The sequence below is a fragment of the Xanthomonas sp. LF02-5 genome, assembly GCF_034105325.1.
Lineage (GTDB): Bacteria > Pseudomonadota > Gammaproteobacteria > Xanthomonadales > Xanthomonadaceae > Xanthomonas_A > Xanthomonas_A sontii.
This window is the reverse complement of the sequence record NZ_JAXGGF010000004.1, coordinates 64,953-82,198: the sequence shown is the minus strand read 5'-3', so window position 1 is coordinate 82,198 and position 17,246 is coordinate 64,953. Positions and strand designations below refer to the sequence as shown.

14 protein-coding genes are annotated in these 17,246 nt (G+C 69.3%); 3 read left to right on the top strand and 11 right to left on the bottom strand.

Annotated features, from left to right (window positions below):
* Positions 1–11: 11 nt before the first annotated feature.
* From SLW52_RS11795 to dxs, 3 genes are all read left to right on the top strand, one after another.
* The gene (locus SLW52_RS11795; RefSeq protein ID WP_320740496.1) at positions 12–1,796 is read left to right on the top strand and encodes an acyl-CoA dehydrogenase C-terminal domain-containing protein; all 1,785 of its coding nucleotides are present in this window, start codon (positions 12–14) and stop codon (positions 1,794–1,796) included.
* Positions 1,797–1,908: 112 nt separating this feature from the next.
* On the top strand, positions 1,909–2,568 hold the full coding sequence (locus SLW52_RS11790) for an HNH endonuclease (RefSeq protein ID WP_026143548.1): 660 nt from the start codon (positions 1,909–1,911) through the stop codon (positions 2,566–2,568).
* A 150-nt stretch (positions 2,569–2,718) separates the two neighbouring features.
* Entirely contained in the window at positions 2,719–4,632 is a 1,914-nt protein-coding gene (gene dxs / locus SLW52_RS11785; RefSeq protein ID WP_267098387.1) for a 1-deoxy-D-xylulose-5-phosphate synthase, read from the top strand.
* A 128-nt stretch (positions 4,633–4,760) separates the two neighbouring features.
* On the opposite strand, the gene SLW52_RS11780 is transcribed toward dxs, so the two are convergent.
* The 11 genes from SLW52_RS11780 to SLW52_RS11730 form a co-directional block, all read right to left on the bottom strand.
* On the bottom strand, positions 4,761–5,783 hold the full coding sequence (locus SLW52_RS11780) for a TraB/GumN family protein (RefSeq protein ID WP_320740497.1): 1,023 nt from the start codon (positions 5,781–5,783) through the stop codon (positions 4,761–4,763).
* A 44-nt stretch (positions 5,784–5,827) separates the two neighbouring features.
* Entirely contained in the window at positions 5,828–6,298 is a 471-nt protein-coding gene (locus SLW52_RS11775) for a cupin domain-containing protein (protein WP_017916102.1), read from the bottom strand.
* Positions 6,299–6,372: 74 nt separating this feature from the next.
* Complete coding sequence (locus SLW52_RS11770; RefSeq protein ID WP_267084506.1) at positions 6,373–7,164, bottom strand: WecB/TagA/CpsF family glycosyltransferase; 792 nt, start codon at positions 7,162–7,164, stop codon at positions 6,373–6,375.
* On the bottom strand, positions 7,151–7,942 hold the full coding sequence (locus SLW52_RS11765) for a polysaccharide pyruvyl transferase family protein (protein WP_267084505.1): 792 nt from the start codon (positions 7,940–7,942) through the stop codon (positions 7,151–7,153). Before SLW52_RS11765 ends, SLW52_RS11770 begins: the two co-directional genes overlap by 14 nt.
* Positions 7,943–7,993: 51 nt before the next feature.
* Positions 7,994–9,181 carry a glycosyltransferase family 1 protein gene (locus SLW52_RS11760; protein ID WP_320740498.1) on the bottom strand — a complete coding sequence of 396 codons (1,188 nt, stop codon included), beginning with the start codon at positions 9,179–9,181 and terminating at the stop codon, positions 7,994–7,996.
* Positions 9,182–9,233: 52 nt separating this feature from the next.
* A complete protein-coding gene (locus SLW52_RS11755) occupies positions 9,234–10,736 on the bottom strand; it encodes a lipopolysaccharide biosynthesis protein (protein WP_267115127.1) in 1,503 nt (500 codons plus the stop codon).
* A complete protein-coding gene (locus tag SLW52_RS11750; RefSeq protein WP_320740499.1) occupies positions 10,733–11,782 on the bottom strand; it encodes a GDP-mannose--glycolipid 4-beta-D-mannosyltransferase in 1,050 nt (349 codons plus the stop codon). The genes SLW52_RS11755 and SLW52_RS11750 overlap by 4 nt, the downstream gene beginning before the upstream one ends.
* Positions 11,779–12,912 (bottom strand): glycosyltransferase family 4 protein, encoded by a 1,134-nt coding sequence (locus SLW52_RS11745; protein WP_320740500.1) that lies wholly within the window; start codon positions 12,910–12,912, stop codon positions 11,779–11,781. Before SLW52_RS11745 ends, SLW52_RS11750 begins: the two co-directional genes overlap by 4 nt.
* A gap of 43 nt (positions 12,913–12,955) precedes the next feature.
* Complete coding sequence (locus SLW52_RS11740; RefSeq protein ID WP_320740501.1) at positions 12,956–14,053, bottom strand: acyltransferase family protein; 1,098 nt, start codon at positions 14,051–14,053, stop codon at positions 12,956–12,958.
* Positions 14,050–15,321 carry a polysaccharide biosynthesis protein GumE gene (locus SLW52_RS11735; RefSeq protein ID WP_267083243.1) on the bottom strand — a complete coding sequence of 424 codons (1,272 nt, stop codon included), beginning with the start codon at positions 15,319–15,321 and terminating at the stop codon, positions 14,050–14,052. The genes SLW52_RS11740 and SLW52_RS11735 overlap by 4 nt, the downstream gene beginning before the upstream one ends.
* 178 nt (positions 15,322–15,499) lie before the next feature.
* The gene (locus SLW52_RS11730) at positions 15,500–16,960 is read right to left on the bottom strand and encodes an undecaprenyl-phosphate glucose phosphotransferase (protein WP_148829266.1); all 1,461 of its coding nucleotides are present in this window, start codon (positions 16,958–16,960) and stop codon (positions 15,500–15,502) included.
* Positions 16,961–17,246 lie beyond the last annotated feature (286 nt).

Here is a 17,246-nt window from a genome sequence, read left to right as displayed (position 1 = left end):
CGAGCGATCGCATGAGCACCTATCAAGCCCCGTTGACCGATCTCCGCTTCGCGCTGCACGACGTGCTGCAGGTGGAGGCCTTGTTCGCCCGCCTCGGCCATGCCGACGCCAATGTCGAACTGATCGACGCGGTGCTGGAGGAAGCGGCGCGCTTCACCGGCACCGTGCTGGCGCCGCTGAACCGGGTCGGCGACGAGCACGGCTGCACCCTGGACAAGGCCACCGGCGCGGTGACCACCGCGCCCGGCTTCCGCGAGGCCTACCGGCAGTTCGCCGAGGGCGGCTGGACCGGGCTGACCGCCGCCGCCGAGTTCGGCGGACAGGGCCTGCCGCACACCCTCGGCGTGCCGCTCAACGAAATGGTCAACGCCGCCAACCTGGCCTGGGGCAACTTCCCGCTGCTGTCGCACGGCGCGGTCGAAGCGCTCAAGCAGCACGGCGAGGCCTGGCAGCAGGAGGTGTTCCTGAAGCCGCTGGTGGATGGCCGCTGGACCGGCACCATGTGCCTGACCGAGCCGCACTGCGGCACCGACCTGGGCCTGCTCAAGACCCGCGCCGAACCCAACGCCGACGGCAGTTGGTCGGTCAGCGGCACCAAGATCTTCATCACCGCCGGCGAGCACGACTTCACCGACAACATCGTGCACCTGGTGCTGGCGCGGCTGCCGGACGCGCCGGCCGGCGCCAAGGGCATCTCGCTGCTGGTGGTGCCGAAATTCAAGGTCGCCCGCGACGGCAGCGTCGGCGAGCGCAACGCGCTGCGCTGCGGCTCGCTGGAGCACAAGATGGGCATCCACGGCTCGGCCACCTGCGTGATGAACTTCGATGGCGCCGAGGGCTACCTGGTCGGGCAGCCGCACAAGGGCCTGCAGGCCATGTTCACCATGATGAACACTGCGCGCCTCGGAGTGGGCCTGCAGGGCATCGGCCTGTCCGAACGCGCCTACCAGAACGCGCTGCATTACGCCCGCGAGCGCCTGCAGTCGCGTTCGCTGAGCGGCGCCAAGCTGCCGGAGAAGCCGGCTGACCCGATCCTGGTGCACCCGGACGTGCGCCGCATGCTGCTGACGGTGAAGGCGCTGACCGAAGGCAGTCGCCTGCTGGCGCTGCATGCCGCCACCCTGATCGACATCGCGCACAGCGCACAGGACCCGGCCGAGCGCGAGCAGGCCGACGTGCTGGTCAGCTTCCTCACCCCGATCTCCAAGGCCTGCCAGACCGAGTGGGCGGTGGAGAACACCTATCACGCGCTGCAGTGCTTCGGCGGCCACGGCTACATCCACGAACACGGCATGGAGCAGTTGGCGCGCGACGCCCGCATCACCACCCTGTACGAAGGCACCACCGGCATCCAGGCGCTGGACCTGATCGGGCGCAAGACCGCGTCCAGCCAGGGCGCGGGGCTGAAGCTGTTCCTTGCGCAGATCGAGGCCTTCCTGGCCGAGCACGCCGACAGCCCGGCGGTAGCCGAATTCATCGCCCCGCTGCGCGAGAAGGCCGCCGAGTGGGCGGCGCTGACCAAGCGCATCCTGCAGCGCGCCGCCAGCAATCCCGAGGAACTGGGCGCGGCCAGCTACGACTACGTGTTCTATTCCGGCTACGTGGTGCTGGCCTACTGGTGGGCGCGCAGCGTCGCCGCAGCCGAGGCCTCGGCGCATGGCGAGGCGTTCAAGCAGTCCAAGCGCGAGACCGCGCGCTTCTACTACGCCCGCCTGCTGCCGCGCACACTGACCCACGCCGCGGCCATCGACAGCGGTGCCACGCCGCTGATGACGCTGGCCGACGCGCAGTTCTGAGTCGCACATCCAGGTCGGGACGCGGCCCCGGCATGCACGCCGTGCCTGGGCCGCACGGCCCGCCGCGGCCGATACACAAACCGTCACCAATCGGGTATAAGCTGTCTTCCCGATGGAGACAGACACAACAACGCTTGGTCTGATCGATACCGGGGCCTGCGGCGCCTCGGCCGCGGTCCCGTCGCCTGCGGCGTCCCCTTCCCACCTGCCTTCGGTCCGGCTGCTGTCGCTGGACGCGCATGGCCGCGTGCTGGACTGGATCAACTGGCAGGACGCCGCCTGCCTGTACGCACGCGGCGCGGTGGCCTGGACCCTGGGCGAGCCGTGCCTGCATATCCACGGTGGCATCTGTCGCGCCAGCGGCGAGCGCAGCGTGCTGGAGCTGCACCCGATCATCGCCGCGCGCGGCCACGCGCATGCGCGTGCGCTCGACCCCACCCCGACCCTGACCAACACCGCGCTGTTCGCCCGTGACGCGCAACTGTGCCTGTACTGCGGCCAGCAGTTCAGCCGCCCGCAGCTGACCCGCGATCATGTGCTGCCGGTGTCCAAGGGCGGCCGCGACATCTGGGAGAACGTGGTCACCGCGTGCTTCCACTGCAATTCGCGCAAGGGCAACCGCACCCCGCAGCAGGCGTCGATGCCGCTGCTGGCAGTGCCGTACCGGCCGAGCTGGATCGAGCATCTGATCCTGTCCAACCGCAATATCCTGGCCGACCAGATGTCGTTCCTGAAGGCGCAGTTGCCGAAGCGCTCGAAGCTCTCGTTGTAGCCGCGCGGCCTCACGCCGCCGTCACGCCCGCTGCGACGGATTGCCGCACCCCGGCCGAAACCGGCCATCCACGCGCCCGCGGATGAACGGGTTGATTGCGCGTGCCCGGAATGGAGAGGAAAATGACAGGTCCGCTGAACCTCCATTCCGATGATCGACCCCACCCGCTATCCGCGCCTCTCGCGCATCCAGGTCCCCGCCGAACTGCGTCGCTTCGATGAATCGGAGCTGCCGGCCATCGCCGAGGAACTGCGCGCCTTTCTGATCGAGTGCGTCGGCAAGAGCGGCGGCCATTTCGGCGCCGGGCTGGGCGTGATCGAACTCACCGTCGCCCTGCACTACCTGTACGACACACCGGTCGACCAACTGGTGTGGGACGTCGGCCACCAGACCTATCCGCACAAGATCCTCACCGGGCGCCGCGACCGCATCCACACGGTCAAGCAGGCCGATGGCGTGGCGCCGTTCCCCAAGCGCGAGGAAAGCGAGTACGACACCTTCGGCGTCGGCCATTCCTCCACCTCGATCTCGGCCGCGCTGGGCATGGCGGTGGCGCTGCAGCGCATGGGCGACGAACGCAAGGTGGTGGCGGTGATCGGCGACGGCGCGATGACCGCGGGTATGGCCTACGAAGCGCTGAACCACGCTGGCGGCATGGACCCGGAACCGAACCTGCTGGTGATCCTCAACGACAACCGCATGTCGATCTCCGAGGCGGTCGGCGGGGTCACCAAGATGCTGGGCCGGATGAGCGGCAGCAAGACCCTCAACGCCATCCGCGAGGGCGGCAAGAAGATCCTCGGCGACAAGAAGAGCAACCCCACCGCACGCTTCGTGCGGCGCTGGGAAGAGCACTGGAAGGGCATGTTCGTGCCGTCCACGCTGTTCGAGGAAATGGGCTTCCACTACACCGGCCCGATCGACGGCCACGACCTGCCGGCGCTGCTCGGCGCGCTGAAGACGCTCAAGACCCTCAAGGGTCCGCAGCTGCTGCACGTCATCACCACCAAGGGCAAGGGCTACGAACTGGCCGAGGGCGACCAGATCGGCTACCACGCCGTGGGCCCGTTCGATCCGAGCAAGGGCCTGGTGGCCAAGCCGGGCGCCAAGGCGCCGACCTACACCGACGTGTTCGGCGACTGGATCTGCGACATGGCCGCGGCCGAGCCGGCGCTACTGGCGATCACCCCGGCGATGCGCGAGGGCTCCGGCCTGGTGCGCTTCAGCAAGGAATACCCGCAGCGCTACTTCGACGTGGCCATCGCCGAGCAGCACGCGGTGACCCTGGCCGCGGGCATGGCCGTGCACGGCGCCAAGCCCGTGGTGGCGATCTATTCCACCTTCCTGCAGCGCGGCTACGACCAGTTGGTGCACGACGTGGCGGTGCAGCAGCTCGACGTGCTGTTCGCGATCGACCGCGGCGGCGTGGTCGGCCCGGATGGCGCCACCCACGCCGGCAACCTGGACCTGAGTTTCCTGCGCTGCGTGCCGCACCTGGTGGTGATGGCGCCGGCCGACGAAGCCGAGTGCCGGCAACTGCTCAGTACCGGCCTGCGCCATGCCGGCCCGGCCGCCGTGCGCTACCCGCGCGGCACCGGCCCCGGGATCGCCCCCGGGACCACGCTGGAACCCCTGCCGATCGGCAAGGCGCAAGTGCGCGCGCAGGGCCACACGGTGGCGCTGCTGGCGTTCGGCGCGACCCTGGCGGCGGCCGAACAGGTCGGCCGCGAGCTGGGCCTGAGCGTGGTCAACATGCGCTTCGTCAAGCCGCTGGACCGCGCCCTGCTGCTGGAGCTTGCGCAGAGCCACGAAGGCTTCGTGACCATCGAGGACAACGTGGTGGCCGGCGGTGCCGGTTCCGGCGTGGCCGAGCTGCTCAACGCCGAAGGCGTGCTGCGCCCGGTGCTGCACCTGGGCCTGCCCGACGCGTTCCAGCACCACGCCAGCCGCGAGCAACTGCTGGCCGAAGCCGGCATCGACGCCGCCGGCATCCGCGCCGCGGTGCTGAAGCGCTGGCCGCAGCTGGCCACCAGCGCCAGCGCACCGCGCACCGCGGCGGGCTGACCCGTCGCGATTGCGAGCAGAGCAACGGCACGGCGGTTGGCGCATGCCGTGCCTGCTTGCGGCATTGCGCACGGTTCTCGATGCGCCTCATGCCGCTTCCGATTGCCCCGGCGTCTCCAGCGCGTGACCTAGGGCGCGATCACCTCGGCGCCGCTGGCGCGTAGCCGATCCAGCGGCCCGCCCGGCTCCTGCAGGGTCTGCATCGGCAACGCCGCGAAACTGGAGCGGTTCTGCGCCAGCGCCCGCTCGGCCGCCTGCAACCAGGCCGCCTGCGCACGCTGGCGCACATCGCCCAGGCCCAGCTTGCGCGCGATCGCCGCTTCGCCGACCGCGTCCAGGCAGACCCGGTACTGATCGTTGGCGGGCAGCGCGGCCAGCGTGTCCAGATCGCCTTCGGACCACGCATTGGCGCGCTGGCGCATCGTCTCCAGGTCGCGATCGATGACCTGCAAGGTGCGCGCGAAACAGGCACTGTCGTTGAGCGAGGTCGCCCGGAACTCCTGCAGCGCGCGCTTGGCGTCGGGCACCTTGACCTCCACCACCACCGGCACGATCGGCACCCTGGCGCGCTTGGCCGCACGCGCGATCACCGGCTGCACGACGCTGCCCAGGCTCAGGCCGGAAGTGCGCATCGCCGCTTCGTACAGCTCCTGCGCCGCGAACACCGGCCGCCAGCGTTCCACGCTGCCGTCGCGGCCCAGGTAGCGCGCCTTCAGCGGCAGCCAACGCGCATACAGCTCCGGCGGCAGCACCTGCTGCAGGGTGCGGTCGTCGGGATTGCGCCGCGCCTTGAGCAAGGACGGCAGCAGCATCAGGCTGCGGAACATGCCCAGGCCCGAGTCCAGGGTGAGGGTCGGCGCCGCGATCACCTGTTGCGATTGGGCGATCACCCGCTCCACTTCGCCCGATTCCCACTGCATGCGCTTGGGCAGCGGCGACACCGTGCCGAGGATCCACAGCACGTGATCGCCGCGGCGGACCTGCCACAGCCCCGGGCCGGGCTGGCGCCCGCTCACCAGCACCGCCTCCAGGTCGACCACCGGCGGATGGGCTGGTGCGGCCGGCGTCGCGGTCTGCGCCTGTACGGCGGGCACGCCCGCCGCCAGCAACGCCGCCGCCAGGCACAACGCCGGGCCGAGCCTGCGAGCCACGGCCCCCGGCGCGGTCGCTGCGCGCACCCCGCGCCGCCCCGGCATCAGTCCGCCAGCTTCGGCAGGTGCGTGGCCAGCGGGTCGGTGTCCGCCAGCAGTTCGAAGCGCTCCCACAGGAACCCCGGCGCCACCACGCAGCGCACCAGGCAGTAGTCGGCCAGCGGACGCGCGGCCTGCCAGGTGCCGGCCGCGATCACCACCGACGGCATGCCGCCGCGCTCGCTGGCATCCAGGCGGTAGCGCTGCAGGCCATGCTGCGGATCGAAGCCCAGCAGTTCCAGAGCACCGCCCTCTTCCCATTGCCAGGTCTCGTCGGCATCGATGCGGTGCCAATTGCTGACTTCGCCCTGCGCCAGCAGGAAGCGGATCGCGGTGCAGGCCGGGCGCAACGTCTGCTCGTGCTGCACCATCAGGGCCGAGGTATGCACGCGCGCGTAGCGCCCGCCCTCCGGGTGCGGCAGCAGCGACAGGTCGCGCACCAAGGCGGCGATTCGGAAAGCGGCGGCGCTGGACATGCGTCCAGTCTAATCCGGCGCACGGCCGTGCGGATGTCAGGCCGCGCCATTTCCGCGGCGGCGGCCGCTCGACGTCACGAGGGGCGCAGCGAGTCGCGTGCAGGCGGCATGGCGCCCAGCCGCCTGCCATGCCGCAGGCACAGCGCGAAGAACACCAGCAGGTCCCAGCTGTAGCGCTTGAGCAGGCGCCGCGGCTCGCGCAGCAGGCGGTAGATCCATTCCAGGCGCAGCCGGCGCACCCAGGCCGGCGCACGCCGGGCGGTGCCGGACAGGAAGTCCAGCAGCGCGCCCACGCCGAACGCCAGCGGCACCTGCAGTTGTCCCGCCTGCTGCAGCAGCCACCGCTCCTGCAGCGGATTGCCGAACGCCACCAGCAGCACGTCGGCGCCACTGGCGTTGATGCGTGCGGCCAGCCCGTCGCCGGCCGCGGCGAACTCGGCATAGCCATCGCAGGTACCGACCACCTGCTGCCCCAGCGACTGCCGCAAGGTCTGCGCCGCGGCGTCGGCCACGCCGGGACGGCCGCCGAGCAGGAAGAAGCGCAGCGGCCGCGGGCTCTGCCGGCACAGCGCCGGAATCAGATCGGTGCCGTTGAGGTTGCCGGCGAAGCGGCGGCCGTGCACCAGCAGCGCGCCCAGGTCCATGCCGATGCCGTCGTTGACGATGCACACGTCCGGCGCGGCCAGGCGCTCGCACAGAGCCTGGCACTGCACCACGAAGTTGGTGTTGGCGAAAAACACCTGGCGGCGCTCGCCGCGCGCCAGCGCCTGCAACAACGCGGCAACGAACTCGGTCTCGGTGCTGCGCAGGATCGGATAGCCGCCCAGCGCCAGCACCTCGGCGGTCGCGCGTTCACCAGAGGTCATGCGGAAAGCTCTCCAGCAGGCCGCGTTGCACCGCGGCCAGGTCGAACACGGTATTGCCGCCCAGCGCCACGCATTCCTCCACCGTGTGCCCGGCATGCCAGCGGCCGCGGCCGGTGCCGGCGTAGTAGTCGTCGTACTTGAAGCGGTCCTCGCCGTTGCCCCAGTCCAGGTACACCGACGGCACGCCGTAGGCTTCGGCCAGGATCAACCCGTGCAGGGAACTGGACACGACCAGATCGGCGCCGAGCAATTGCCGCACGAAGGCGGCCGGCTGGCGGTTCGGCAGCACCAGGTGGTCCTTGTACTGCGCATACTTGTCCAACGGTTCGTTGAAGTGCGGCACCACCAGGAACGGCTGCCGCGCCGATGGCGCCAACAGCGCCTCGTGCGGGAAGAACAACGGCATCAGCAAACCAGGATCGCCGTAGACCTCCGGCACCTGCAGGCCGCGCTCGCGCAGGAACGCGCGGGTCTTGGGGCCGCGCACCGCACGCACATCGAGCTGGCGGAAGGTATGGCGGTCGGCGGGAATCTTGCCGTTGACGCCGCTGCCCCACACGGTGTCGCCGTCGCGGGCGAAGTGCAGCACCGAGCCGATCGCGATCAGCCGCGTGCGCTTGTCGCGCTTGTCCAGCAAGGTGCGGTCGCGCTGGCCGAGCACGTTGGAGACGATGATCTTGGAAAGATGATCGCCCACGTTGATCTCGCCGTTCTTCGGCTTCCACCAGAACAGCGCCCGGCGCTCTTCGTAATCGATCCATTTTTGCAATGCGGACATCGGTCCTCCTTGGTTGCGCGGGGGGTACGGCGGACAAGCCGGGGCGTGGACTCAGGCCACGCCGTCGGCGAACAGACGGGTCTCCGGGTAGGCGGCCGGGTCCAGCACCCGGTCGGTGGTATCGGACCAGCTCAGGCACTGCCGATGGCGCACGTGCGGCGCCTGCAGCGCCTGCCCGATCGCCGTGATGATCGACGCCTCGTCGCCAGGCGTGTAACCGAAGCGCGACGGATAGCGGCCGACCACGGCATTGGGACAGACGGCCGGCAGGCCGAAGAAGTCGTACTGCAGCAGCTTCATCGAACTGTCGGCCAGATACGCCGGCACCTGCTCGGACGCGTACGGCGCGATGCCGAAGCGGGCGTGCTTGATGTAGCGGATGGTCTCGGCGTGCTTCATCTCGCCGTACACCACCACGTTGTCGCCATAGCCCGGCGCGCGCCCCATGCCCGAGCCGATCACGTGGAAGGTGACCTGCGGGAAGGCGCGGCTGGCGGCGACGAAGAAATCAGGATCGAACAGCATCGAGCCCACCGCCACAGCATGGATGCCCTCGCCGTACGGCGACGGGTCGCCCAACGTGTGCAGATCGTGGTCCACGCCGTGGCCGACGTGGTACACGTTGTGGCGGCTGGCGACCTCCTCGGCCATCGCCGGCGACACCAGTGCGATCACGTCCAGGCTCGGCGCCACGCGGTCGAATTCGCGCTCGATGTAGTCGGCGACGTTGATCGTGCTCAACCCATCGGAGGCGCGGTACACCTTGCGTGCGGTCGGGTTGATCCGCGCCGCCAGCGCGATGAACGCCACTGCGATGCCGCTCTCGAACACGATCACGTCGGCCTCGCGCATCCAGCGGATCAACGTGGCCGGCGCGCGCGCCGCGTAGACCTTGAACATCAGGTCTTCCAGCGGCCGCAGCCAGCGCCGCCGGGTGTTGAACGGATGCAGCAGCGCGCGCCACAGATAGCAGTCCACGCCGTTGTGGCGGACCACCTGGTTGGCGGTCGTGTCCAGCGGCAGGCGCAGGTCGCCCTTGAGCCGCGACAGTAGGCTGTAGCGCAGCGAGAAGAACCGCGTGGGGCCGCGCTTGGCCAGCTCGTCGGCAATGAAGTGGATGTTGGCGCGACGCGGCGTGCGGTAGTCGTGCGCCGACAGCACCAGATAGCACGGCGCACGCCCACTGGTGGCCGCGGCCGGTGCCGATGCGGGCAGCGCCGCTGCGGAAGAATCGCTCATGCGCTCGCTCCTAGGCGGGTGGAAGGGAAAGAAAGACGCGGCAATCCGGCGTTCATCGCGGCCCCCGCGCCTGGCGCAGCAGCGTGCGCATTTGCAGGATCGCCAGCACGTCGCGGCGGAACGCCGGCCACAGCGCGAACACCAGCAGGCAGCCCAGCGCCATCGCCACCGCGCCGACGATCAGTTGCAGCCACAACGACGCGCCACCCCACTGCTGTGCGGCAAAGTACGCGGCAACGCCGCAGACGCCGTAGCCGAGCACCGCGCGCAAGGCGTTGTTGAACAGTTCCCAGGCCGGGATCTGCGGCGCGATGCGCGCGATCCAGATCACCGACAGCGGCCACATCACCAACAAGCCCAGCGTGTAGCCCACGGTCACGCCCATCACGCCCCACAGCGAGCCGGCGAAGATGCAGGCGATCAGCATGACCCGCCCGACCACCGAATACACCAGTTGCTGGCGCATCAGGCCCAGCGCCAGGAACACCCAGTACGTGGCGTAGGACGCGGTCTGGAAGATGCCGCCGAGCGTCAGTACCTGGAACAGCGGCACTGCCGGCCGCCACTGTTCGCCCAGCACCAGCACGATCAACGGCATCGCCAGCGCGCAGGCGAAGGAGAACAGCGCGACGATCAGGTGCACCATCACCGTCTGCCCGCGCAGCAGGAAGTTGCCGAAGCGCGGCGGATCGTCCTGCAGCTGCGACAGCACCGGCAGCGCCACCGAGGTGGCCGGTGCGTTGATCTGGTTCAGCGGCATCATCAGCAGCTGGAACGCGCGGTTGTACAGGCCCAGCGCCTCGGCGCCGATGCGGTGGCCGATGATCACCTGGCCGACGTTGCGGCTGGCGTAGCCGAGCAGCTGCGCGGCCATCAGGTTCCAGCCGAAGCTCAGGAAGGTGCGCATCGGCGCATCGCGCCGGTAGCCGCGCGGCAGCCAGCGCGCACAGGCGCCGGCGATCAGCAGATTGACCAGGGCCTGTACCACTTGCTGCCAGACCAGCGCCCAGTAGCCGTAGCCGGCCAGGGCCACGCCGACGCCGGCCAGCAGGCCCAGCACCTGCGCGCCGACGTCGCTCAGCGAGACCTGGCCGAAGCGCAGCGCACGGCTCAGGTGCGCGCGGTACTGCGTGGTCATGCCGTTGAGCAGGAAGGTCACCGCCAGCGCCTGCGAGATGCCGAGCAGGGCCGGCTCGCGGTAGAAGTGCGCGATCCACGACGAGGACAGGAACACCACGATCGCCAGCGCCAGGCCGATGCCGCTGTTGATCCAGAACAGGTTGTCGCGCTGTTCGCGGCTGACGTGCTTGGCCTGGATCGCCGCCGAGGACAGGCCGAAGTCGCGCAGGATCTCGGCCATGCCGACGATCGCCGTCACCATCGCCATCAGGCCGTAGTCGTAGGGCGTCAGCAGCCGCGCCAGCAGAATGATGCCGCCGAACTGCACCACCATCTTGGCCAGCTGCCCGGCCATGGTCACGGCCGCGCCGCCGGCGGCGCGGGCGCCCAGTCCGGGTTGCGGCGCTGCCGGCCGCGGTGTCTCGGCGCTGCTCATGCGTCCTCCCCGCGGCGCGCGGTCAGCGCCTGCAGATAGCTGCGGTAGTGCTGTAGGCCGATGCCGTTCCAGTCGCGCCGCGACAGGTCCGGCACGGCATCGGCGGGCACCTGCTGCGCCTGCGCCAGGGCCTGCGCCAGTTGCGCCGCATCCAGCTCGCCCTGGTACAGCTGCACCCACTGCGCGCCGACTTCGTCGGCGATAGCAGCATTGGCCTCGCTCCACGGCGCCAGCACCGGGCGCGCCAGCGACAGCGCCAGCAGCAAGGTGCCGGAGTTGTGCATCTGCCGGTACGGCAGCACCACCAGTTCCGCCTCGCCGATCTCCTGCGCCAGCACCGCGTCCTCCACGTACTGCAGGCGCGCGCTGATCCGCGGATCCTCGGCGCAGGCGCGCTCGACCACGCCGCGGATCTGCGCATCGATCGGGTTGCCGGCGATGCGCAGGCTGAGCTGGGGATCGGGCAATGCGCCGAACGTCGCGATCAACGTCTCCACGCCCTTGTACGGGCGCAGCAGCCCGAAGTGCAGCAGGCGCCCGCGCACCCGCGGCGGTTGCGGCAGCGTCGCGTACCAGTCGCGGTAATGGCCGTGCAGGATGGTGTCGGTGGCCGGCACGCGTGCGGGCGTGGTCGCATTGATGCGGATCCAGCGCACGGTCTGGCGGTCGATACAGCGCAGCAGCAGGCGTTCGCGCCAGCCCTTGTCCTCGTGCGGCGCCACGTTGTGCAGGGTGCGCACCAGCGGCACGCCGGCCAGGCGCAGGCGCAGCAGCAGAACGGCGATACAGAGCTGCTTGGCCAGCGTGCCGAGCGCCGTGCGATGCCGCAGCAGGTACTCCGGCCAGTGCAGGTGCAGCACGTCGTAGCGCGACAGCAGCGCCGCGCGCATCGAGAAGAAGCGCAGCTGCACCTGCGGCGGCAGTGCCGCGTAGAGCTGGGTCAGATAGGGATTGGTGGTCGCGGTCGGGCGCTCGGTGGACAGCAGCACGGTGACCGCCGGCGCGGCCTGCTGCGACGTGCCATGGCGCTGGCTCTCGCCGCTCATCGGCCGCCCTCCGTGCCGCCCAGCGCCAGGCGGTACTCGTCCAGATAGGCACCGACCACGCGGTCCCAATCGTAGCGATGCGCGTAGGCCATTGCCGCTGCGCGCTGCGCGGCGAAGTCCGCATCGGTGCCGGCGGCGAAGGCACGCACCGTGGCCGCGGCTGTCTGCGCATCGGCCGGGTCGACCAGCACGCCCTGCCCCGACTCGCGGTGCAGGCGCGCAAACGGCGGGATGTCGCTGAGGATCGGCAGCAGCCCCGCGCTCATCGCCTCCACCGCGGCCAGGCCGAACCCCTCGTGCCGCGACAGGCACACGAAGTACTGCGCGCTGCCGAGCAACTGCGCCAGTTGCGCCTGGGTCGGCGCCACCTGCAGGCGCACCCGCTGCTGCAGGCCGCGCTCGGCGATCGCCTGCTGCAGGTCGGCCATGCTGAAGTCGTATTCGCGCCCGGCCACGATCAGTTGCCAGGCCGGATCCTGCGCGGCCAGCGCGCGCACCAGGTCCAGGGTCTCCAGCAGGCCCTTGTTGACCGACCAGCGCCCGAAGTAGATCAGCGTGCGCCCCGGCGTGGCGCTGCCCTGCCCGGCGAACTTGTCCACGTCCACCCCGTTCTCGATCACCCGCAGCCGCTGCGGCGCGACCACCTGCGAGAACAGCTGGCCGTCGTTCTCACTGGTCGCCACCACCCGCGCGTAGGCAAGTGCGGAGGCACGGGTGAGGGTCTTGAACCAGAGCATCTTCAGGCGCGAGGCATAGGTGGTATGGAAAAAACCGCCATGGGTGGACACGATCATCGGCACACGGTGCAGCGGCCGGGTCAGGGCCAGGAAGTCGTAGAAGAAGTCGATGCCATGCACGTGCAGCAGATCGGCACCGCGCACCGCCGACAGCACCGACGGCGCCAGCGGGTAGCGCGAGGAACCGCGATACGGCAAGCGCACGATCGGTACGCCCTGGTGGCTGTCGCGCGACGCCAGGCGCTGTTGCGGATCGGTGAACACCCGGTCCAGGCTCACCACCTCGACCTGGTCGCGGCCATGCTGCAGATGGCGGCGCGCGATATTCAGCACCACCTCCTCCATGCCGCCGACCGACGGATGGAACTGGCGCACCACATGCACCACCTTCATGCCCGGCCTCCGTCGCGCCCGTGCGCGGCCCGCAGCGCCGCCGTCATGCCGTCGCTCCCGCGACCGCACTGCGGCGCACGCCGATCATCCACGGCGCGATCCGCACCAGCACCACGCGGATCGGCACGCTGATCAGTACCGCCAGCACGCTCACCGACACCGCCCAGGCCGGTCCCCACGCATCGCCGCGGACCAGACCGGTGCGGGCGGCGACGCCGGCCATCACCGAGAACAGCAAGGTGTGCGTGCACAGGATCAGCAAGGTGTTGCGCCCGATCCACTGCAGCCAGCCCCATTGCCGCACCAGCCCGGCGACGCACAGCGCCATGGCGCTGCCGAGCAGGCTGGCGGCGAGGAACCCCAGCGGGGAATCGCCGAACTTGAGCATGTTCACGTCGACGCGGCCGTTGTGCCAGGCGATCGCGAACCAGGCCGCGCCCAGCAGCAGCGCCGCCAGCGCATTGCCGGCCGGCCGTGCCGGCCACCACTGCGCCCGCGTCGCGGCGAGCGCGCCGATCGCGAAGAAGCACAACGCCACCGGCAGCACGTCCAGGGAGAACGGCAGGCGCATGTCCTGCCCCGGGAACCAGCACGCCCAACCCCAGGCCAGCGGCAACGAAAGCCCGGCCAGCACCGGCAACGACAGCGTACGACGCAGCGCCAGATAGGCCAGCGTGGTCACGAACAGCGCCGGCAGGAACCACAGCGCAGGCATCACGTAGAGCTTGGGCCCGATGCCGCTGACCAGGCCCAGCAGCGGCTCCCACCACGGCCGGTCGCCCCACAGTTGCGCCTTGCTGCCGATGTGCCGGGTCAGCATCCAGTACGCGTAGGCAACGAAGAAGAACGCCACATAGGGCAACAACAGGCTGCGCGCCAGCTTGCCGACCGTGGCCAGGGTCAGCGGGCGGTTGCCGAAGGCCTCGCCGACCCAGCCCGACAACAGGAAGAACATCGGCACGTGGAAGCTGTAGGCCAGGATCACGTAGGCGTGCGGAATGCCCTTGGCATGGCCGAACACCACCAGCAGGATCGCGATCGCCTTGGCCGCATCGATGCGCATGTCGCGCGGCGCGCTCGCCCGTGCGCCGCGCCCCTGCGCCGGCACGGACGCGGAGACGGCCGTGGCGGGCGCGCTCATGCCGGCACCGCCGGGATGCGGGGAGCCGGCGCCGCAGGCACTGCGGCTGACTCGCGCAGGCGGGGCGTCATCTGCCACAGGCACCCGCAGACGAACCACCACAGCGCCGCGGTCTTGATCGAGAAATAGCCGTTGGAGACCAGCAGGCTCAGCGAGAAGGCGAAGATCAGCAGGTTCTTGAACAGCTGCCCTTCGATGGTGCGCATCAGCATCGCGAACGAGTACGCCAGCAGGAACGCCAGCACCAGCAGCACAGACTGCGAGGAGATGAAGTAGGCGATGCCGCTGTCGAAGTAGCGGTACGGCTGGTCCACGTCCAGCCCCATCCACGCATCGGCGCTCATCCTGCGGATCGAATCGACGGTGAAGAACACCCGGCCCAACGTGGTGTCCTCGTAGCTCTGAATGCCGGAGGCCCACACCAGCAGCCACGCTCCGCCCATCACCGCGAAGAAGATCAAGAAGCCCAGGCGCTGGTCCATGCGCAGCAGCAACGGACTCAACAGCGCCATCATCACGCAGGTACCGGCGGCTAGGCGCCCGTCCGAGGCCACGATCAGGAAGCCGATCATCGCCACCGAGGCGACGATCGCCAGCGGCCGCATCCAGCGCCAGAACGTCAGCAGGATCGCGGTGAAGAAGATGATGAAGTTGCCCATCGTCACCGGCTCGATGAATACCGAGGAGGCGCGCGGCAGGTTCGACGACGGCAGGAAATTGCGCGCGCCCGGGCGTGTCGCACTGACGAACAGGTTGCTGTCCTGATTCCAGAAGCTCGACGCGCTGGCGCCGCGCGCGTTGACGAAATAGCTCTTGGGGTTGACCACGTCGCCGTAAACCTTGGGCAGCGCCAGTTCGAACACCGCCACCAGCGACACCAGCAGCGCCATGCGTACGAACATGCGCGGCAGCGAGCCGGTGTAGGCCGCGCCGAGCAGCAGGAAGGCGAACGGGATCAGCGCATCGCGGAAGAACTTCGGATCCAGCGTCCAGGCCATGAACAGGCGCACCAGCATCAGCAGCGCCAGCAGCGCGATGCCGGTGAACACCATCGCCATGCGCTTGCGGTCCAGCGCGCGCATACCTAGCAGGAAACAGGCCGCATAGACCGCCAGTTCCACCGCGTAGGTCATCGCCGGGCTGACCCGGAACACCTTGGCGTTGATCACCGCCAGCACGAAGTTGTAGCCGACGGCGAACAGCAGCACCAGCTCGATCAGCAGGTTGCGGCGCTGCTCGCGCAGCGGCATGTCCGGCACGCTCAGCATGCGCACCTCGCTGCGGCGGCGGCGCGTTGCACGCCAACGCGGCCATCGGCTGCCGTCACGCGCGGCAGAAACGTGTCGCGCGCCACGTCATTCGACGCAGGCAGCACGGGAACGACGGCGACGCGGAGGCGGCGCCGGCGCTGTACACGGTCGGCGGGAAGAAAACGCATCGGGCGCATCAGTAGGCGGTCTTCTGCCCGAGCACCTTGAACGCGGTCAGCACGATGATCCGCGTGTCCAGCCACAACGACCAGCGGCGGATGTAGTCCAGGTCGTACTGGATGCGCTTCTTCATCGTGCGCAGTTCCGGCGTCTCGCCGCGGAAGCCGTTGACCTGCGCCCAGCCGGTGATGCCCGGCTTGACGTAGTGCCGCTGCATGTAATGGTGGATCAGCTTTTCGTAGTGGGTGTTGTGCTGCGCCGCGTGCGGACGCGGCCCCACCACAGACATGCTGCCGCCGAGCACGTTGAACAGCTGCGGCAGTTCGTCCAGGCTGGTGCGGCGCAGGAACGCACCGAAACGGGTCACCCGGCTGTCGCCGCGCGTGGCCTGCACCACCACGTCGCTGGGCTCCTGCTGCACACGCATGGAGCGGAACTTGTACATGTAGAACTCGCGCCCGCCCAGGCCGTGGCGGCGCTGGCGAAAGAACACCGGACCCGGCGAGCTCAGCTTCACGCCCACCGCGATCGCCAGCATCAGCGGCCACAGCACGGCCAGTGCGGCCAGGGCCACCAGCTTGTCCTGCAGCGCCTTGGCAACCACGAAGTAGGTGTTGCGGTCCACCCCGCCCTGGCGCAGGTTGATCACCGGTACGTTGCCGATCTGGTCGCCGGACTGGTTGAGCATGCCGAAGTCGAACAGATCGGGAATCAGCCGGACCTGGATCGGATAGCGGTCCATGCGCTGCAGCAGCTGCTTGATATGGTCGCGTTCGCCCAACGGCAACGAGATCCACACCTGCTCGACCTGGTGGTCGTCGAGGTAGTCGATCAGCGCGTCGGCGGTGCCCTCGCCCAGGCACTGCAGCTTCTGCGGATGGTCGGCCACCGACAGGTCGTAGTCGCTGCTGAAGTAGCCCACCACCTGCATGCCCACCCAGGGATTGCGGCTCAGGTAGTTGTGGATCTTCACCACCGGATGGCGCAGGCCAACCACGACCACGCGCTGCACGTCCACGCCTTCCGAGCGCAGCCGGTTGAGCACGCCGCGCACCAGGGTGCGCGAGAGCAGCAGCGTCGCCAGGCTGGTGACGAACCAGGTGCCGATCCACAGCCGCGAGACCTGCTGGCCGAACTGCACCACGAAGGCATGCATGGCGAACAGGGCGAACACACCGCCACAGGCCAGGCTCAACACCATCATCTCGCGCAACAGGCCGCGCCCGCGCCAGCTGCGGTACAGCGGGAACAGCGCGAAGCAGATCACCGCGTACAGCAGGGTGGTGCCAATCGCCACCCGGTAGGCCGGTTCCGGCATCCAGGTGCCGAACAGCAACCGGTGGGTGAGCAACGCGCCGCCGACCATGACGGTCAGGTCGGACACGCGCAACAGGATGTCTGCCGCGGCCGCGTACTTGGACAACATGCGCGGCGAGGAGGTCGTATAGGTGGCGCTACTCAGGTCTGCCAAAAGCATGATCGGGATTCCTATCCAAACCCGGTCGATCGGCATGCGGGGGAACATGCGACGCCGCCGGGCCTCGATTTCGCCTGCCTGTGGACCGCTGCGGCGCCTCCCTCGCCGACCCCAGGTCCACGGCAGCCCGTGATTACTTCAACAGAACAACGTCTTCGTACAACCGCGCTGGAAAATAATGGAGCACCTCATTGCCTAGCTGAACCACGTATCACCTCACTGAAGACTGTGCGTCGAACCGATGCCGTTGTGTGCGGTGCGGCACGCACCCGCGCCTCGCGCGGTG

Coding starts and splice junctions, on each gene's coding strand:
- dxs (WP_267098387.1), top strand. CDS start 2,719: ATGATCGACCCCACCCGCTATCCGCGCCTCTCGCGCATCCAGGTCCCC.
- SLW52_RS11770 (WP_267084506.1), bottom strand. CDS start 7,164: ATGACCTCTGGTGAACGCGCGACCGCCGAGGTGCTGGCGCTGGGCGGC.
- SLW52_RS11755 (WP_267115127.1), bottom strand. CDS start 10,736: ATGAGCAGCGCCGAGACACCGCGGCCGGCAGCGCCGCAACCCGGACTG.
- SLW52_RS11790 (WP_026143548.1), top strand. CDS start 1,909: ATGGAGACAGACACAACAACGCTTGGTCTGATCGATACCGGGGCCTGC.
- SLW52_RS11745 (WP_320740500.1), bottom strand. CDS start 12,912: ATGAAGGTGGTGCATGTGGTGCGCCAGTTCCATCCGTCGGTCGGCGGC.
- SLW52_RS11730 (WP_148829266.1), bottom strand. CDS start 16,960: ATGCTTTTGGCAGACCTGAGTAGCGCCACCTATACGACCTCCTCGCCG.
- SLW52_RS11795 (WP_320740496.1), top strand. CDS start 12: ATGAGCACCTATCAAGCCCCGTTGACCGATCTCCGCTTCGCGCTGCAC.
- SLW52_RS11740 (WP_320740501.1), bottom strand. CDS start 14,053: ATGAGCGCGCCCGCCACGGCCGTCTCCGCGTCCGTGCCGGCGCAGGGG.
- SLW52_RS11750 (WP_320740499.1), bottom strand. CDS start 11,782: ATGAGCGGCGAGAGCCAGCGCCATGGCACGTCGCAGCAGGCCGCGCCG.
- SLW52_RS11735 (WP_267083243.1), bottom strand. CDS start 15,321: ATGCTGAGCGTGCCGGACATGCCGCTGCGCGAGCAGCGCCGCAACCTG.
- SLW52_RS11760 (WP_320740498.1), bottom strand. CDS start 9,181: ATGAGCGATTCTTCCGCAGCGGCGCTGCCCGCATCGGCACCGGCCGCG.
- SLW52_RS11765 (WP_267084505.1), bottom strand. CDS start 7,942: ATGTCCGCATTGCAAAAATGGATCGATTACGAAGAGCGCCGGGCGCTG.
- SLW52_RS11775 (WP_017916102.1), bottom strand. CDS start 6,298: ATGTCCAGCGCCGCCGCTTTCCGAATCGCCGCCTTGGTGCGCGACCTG.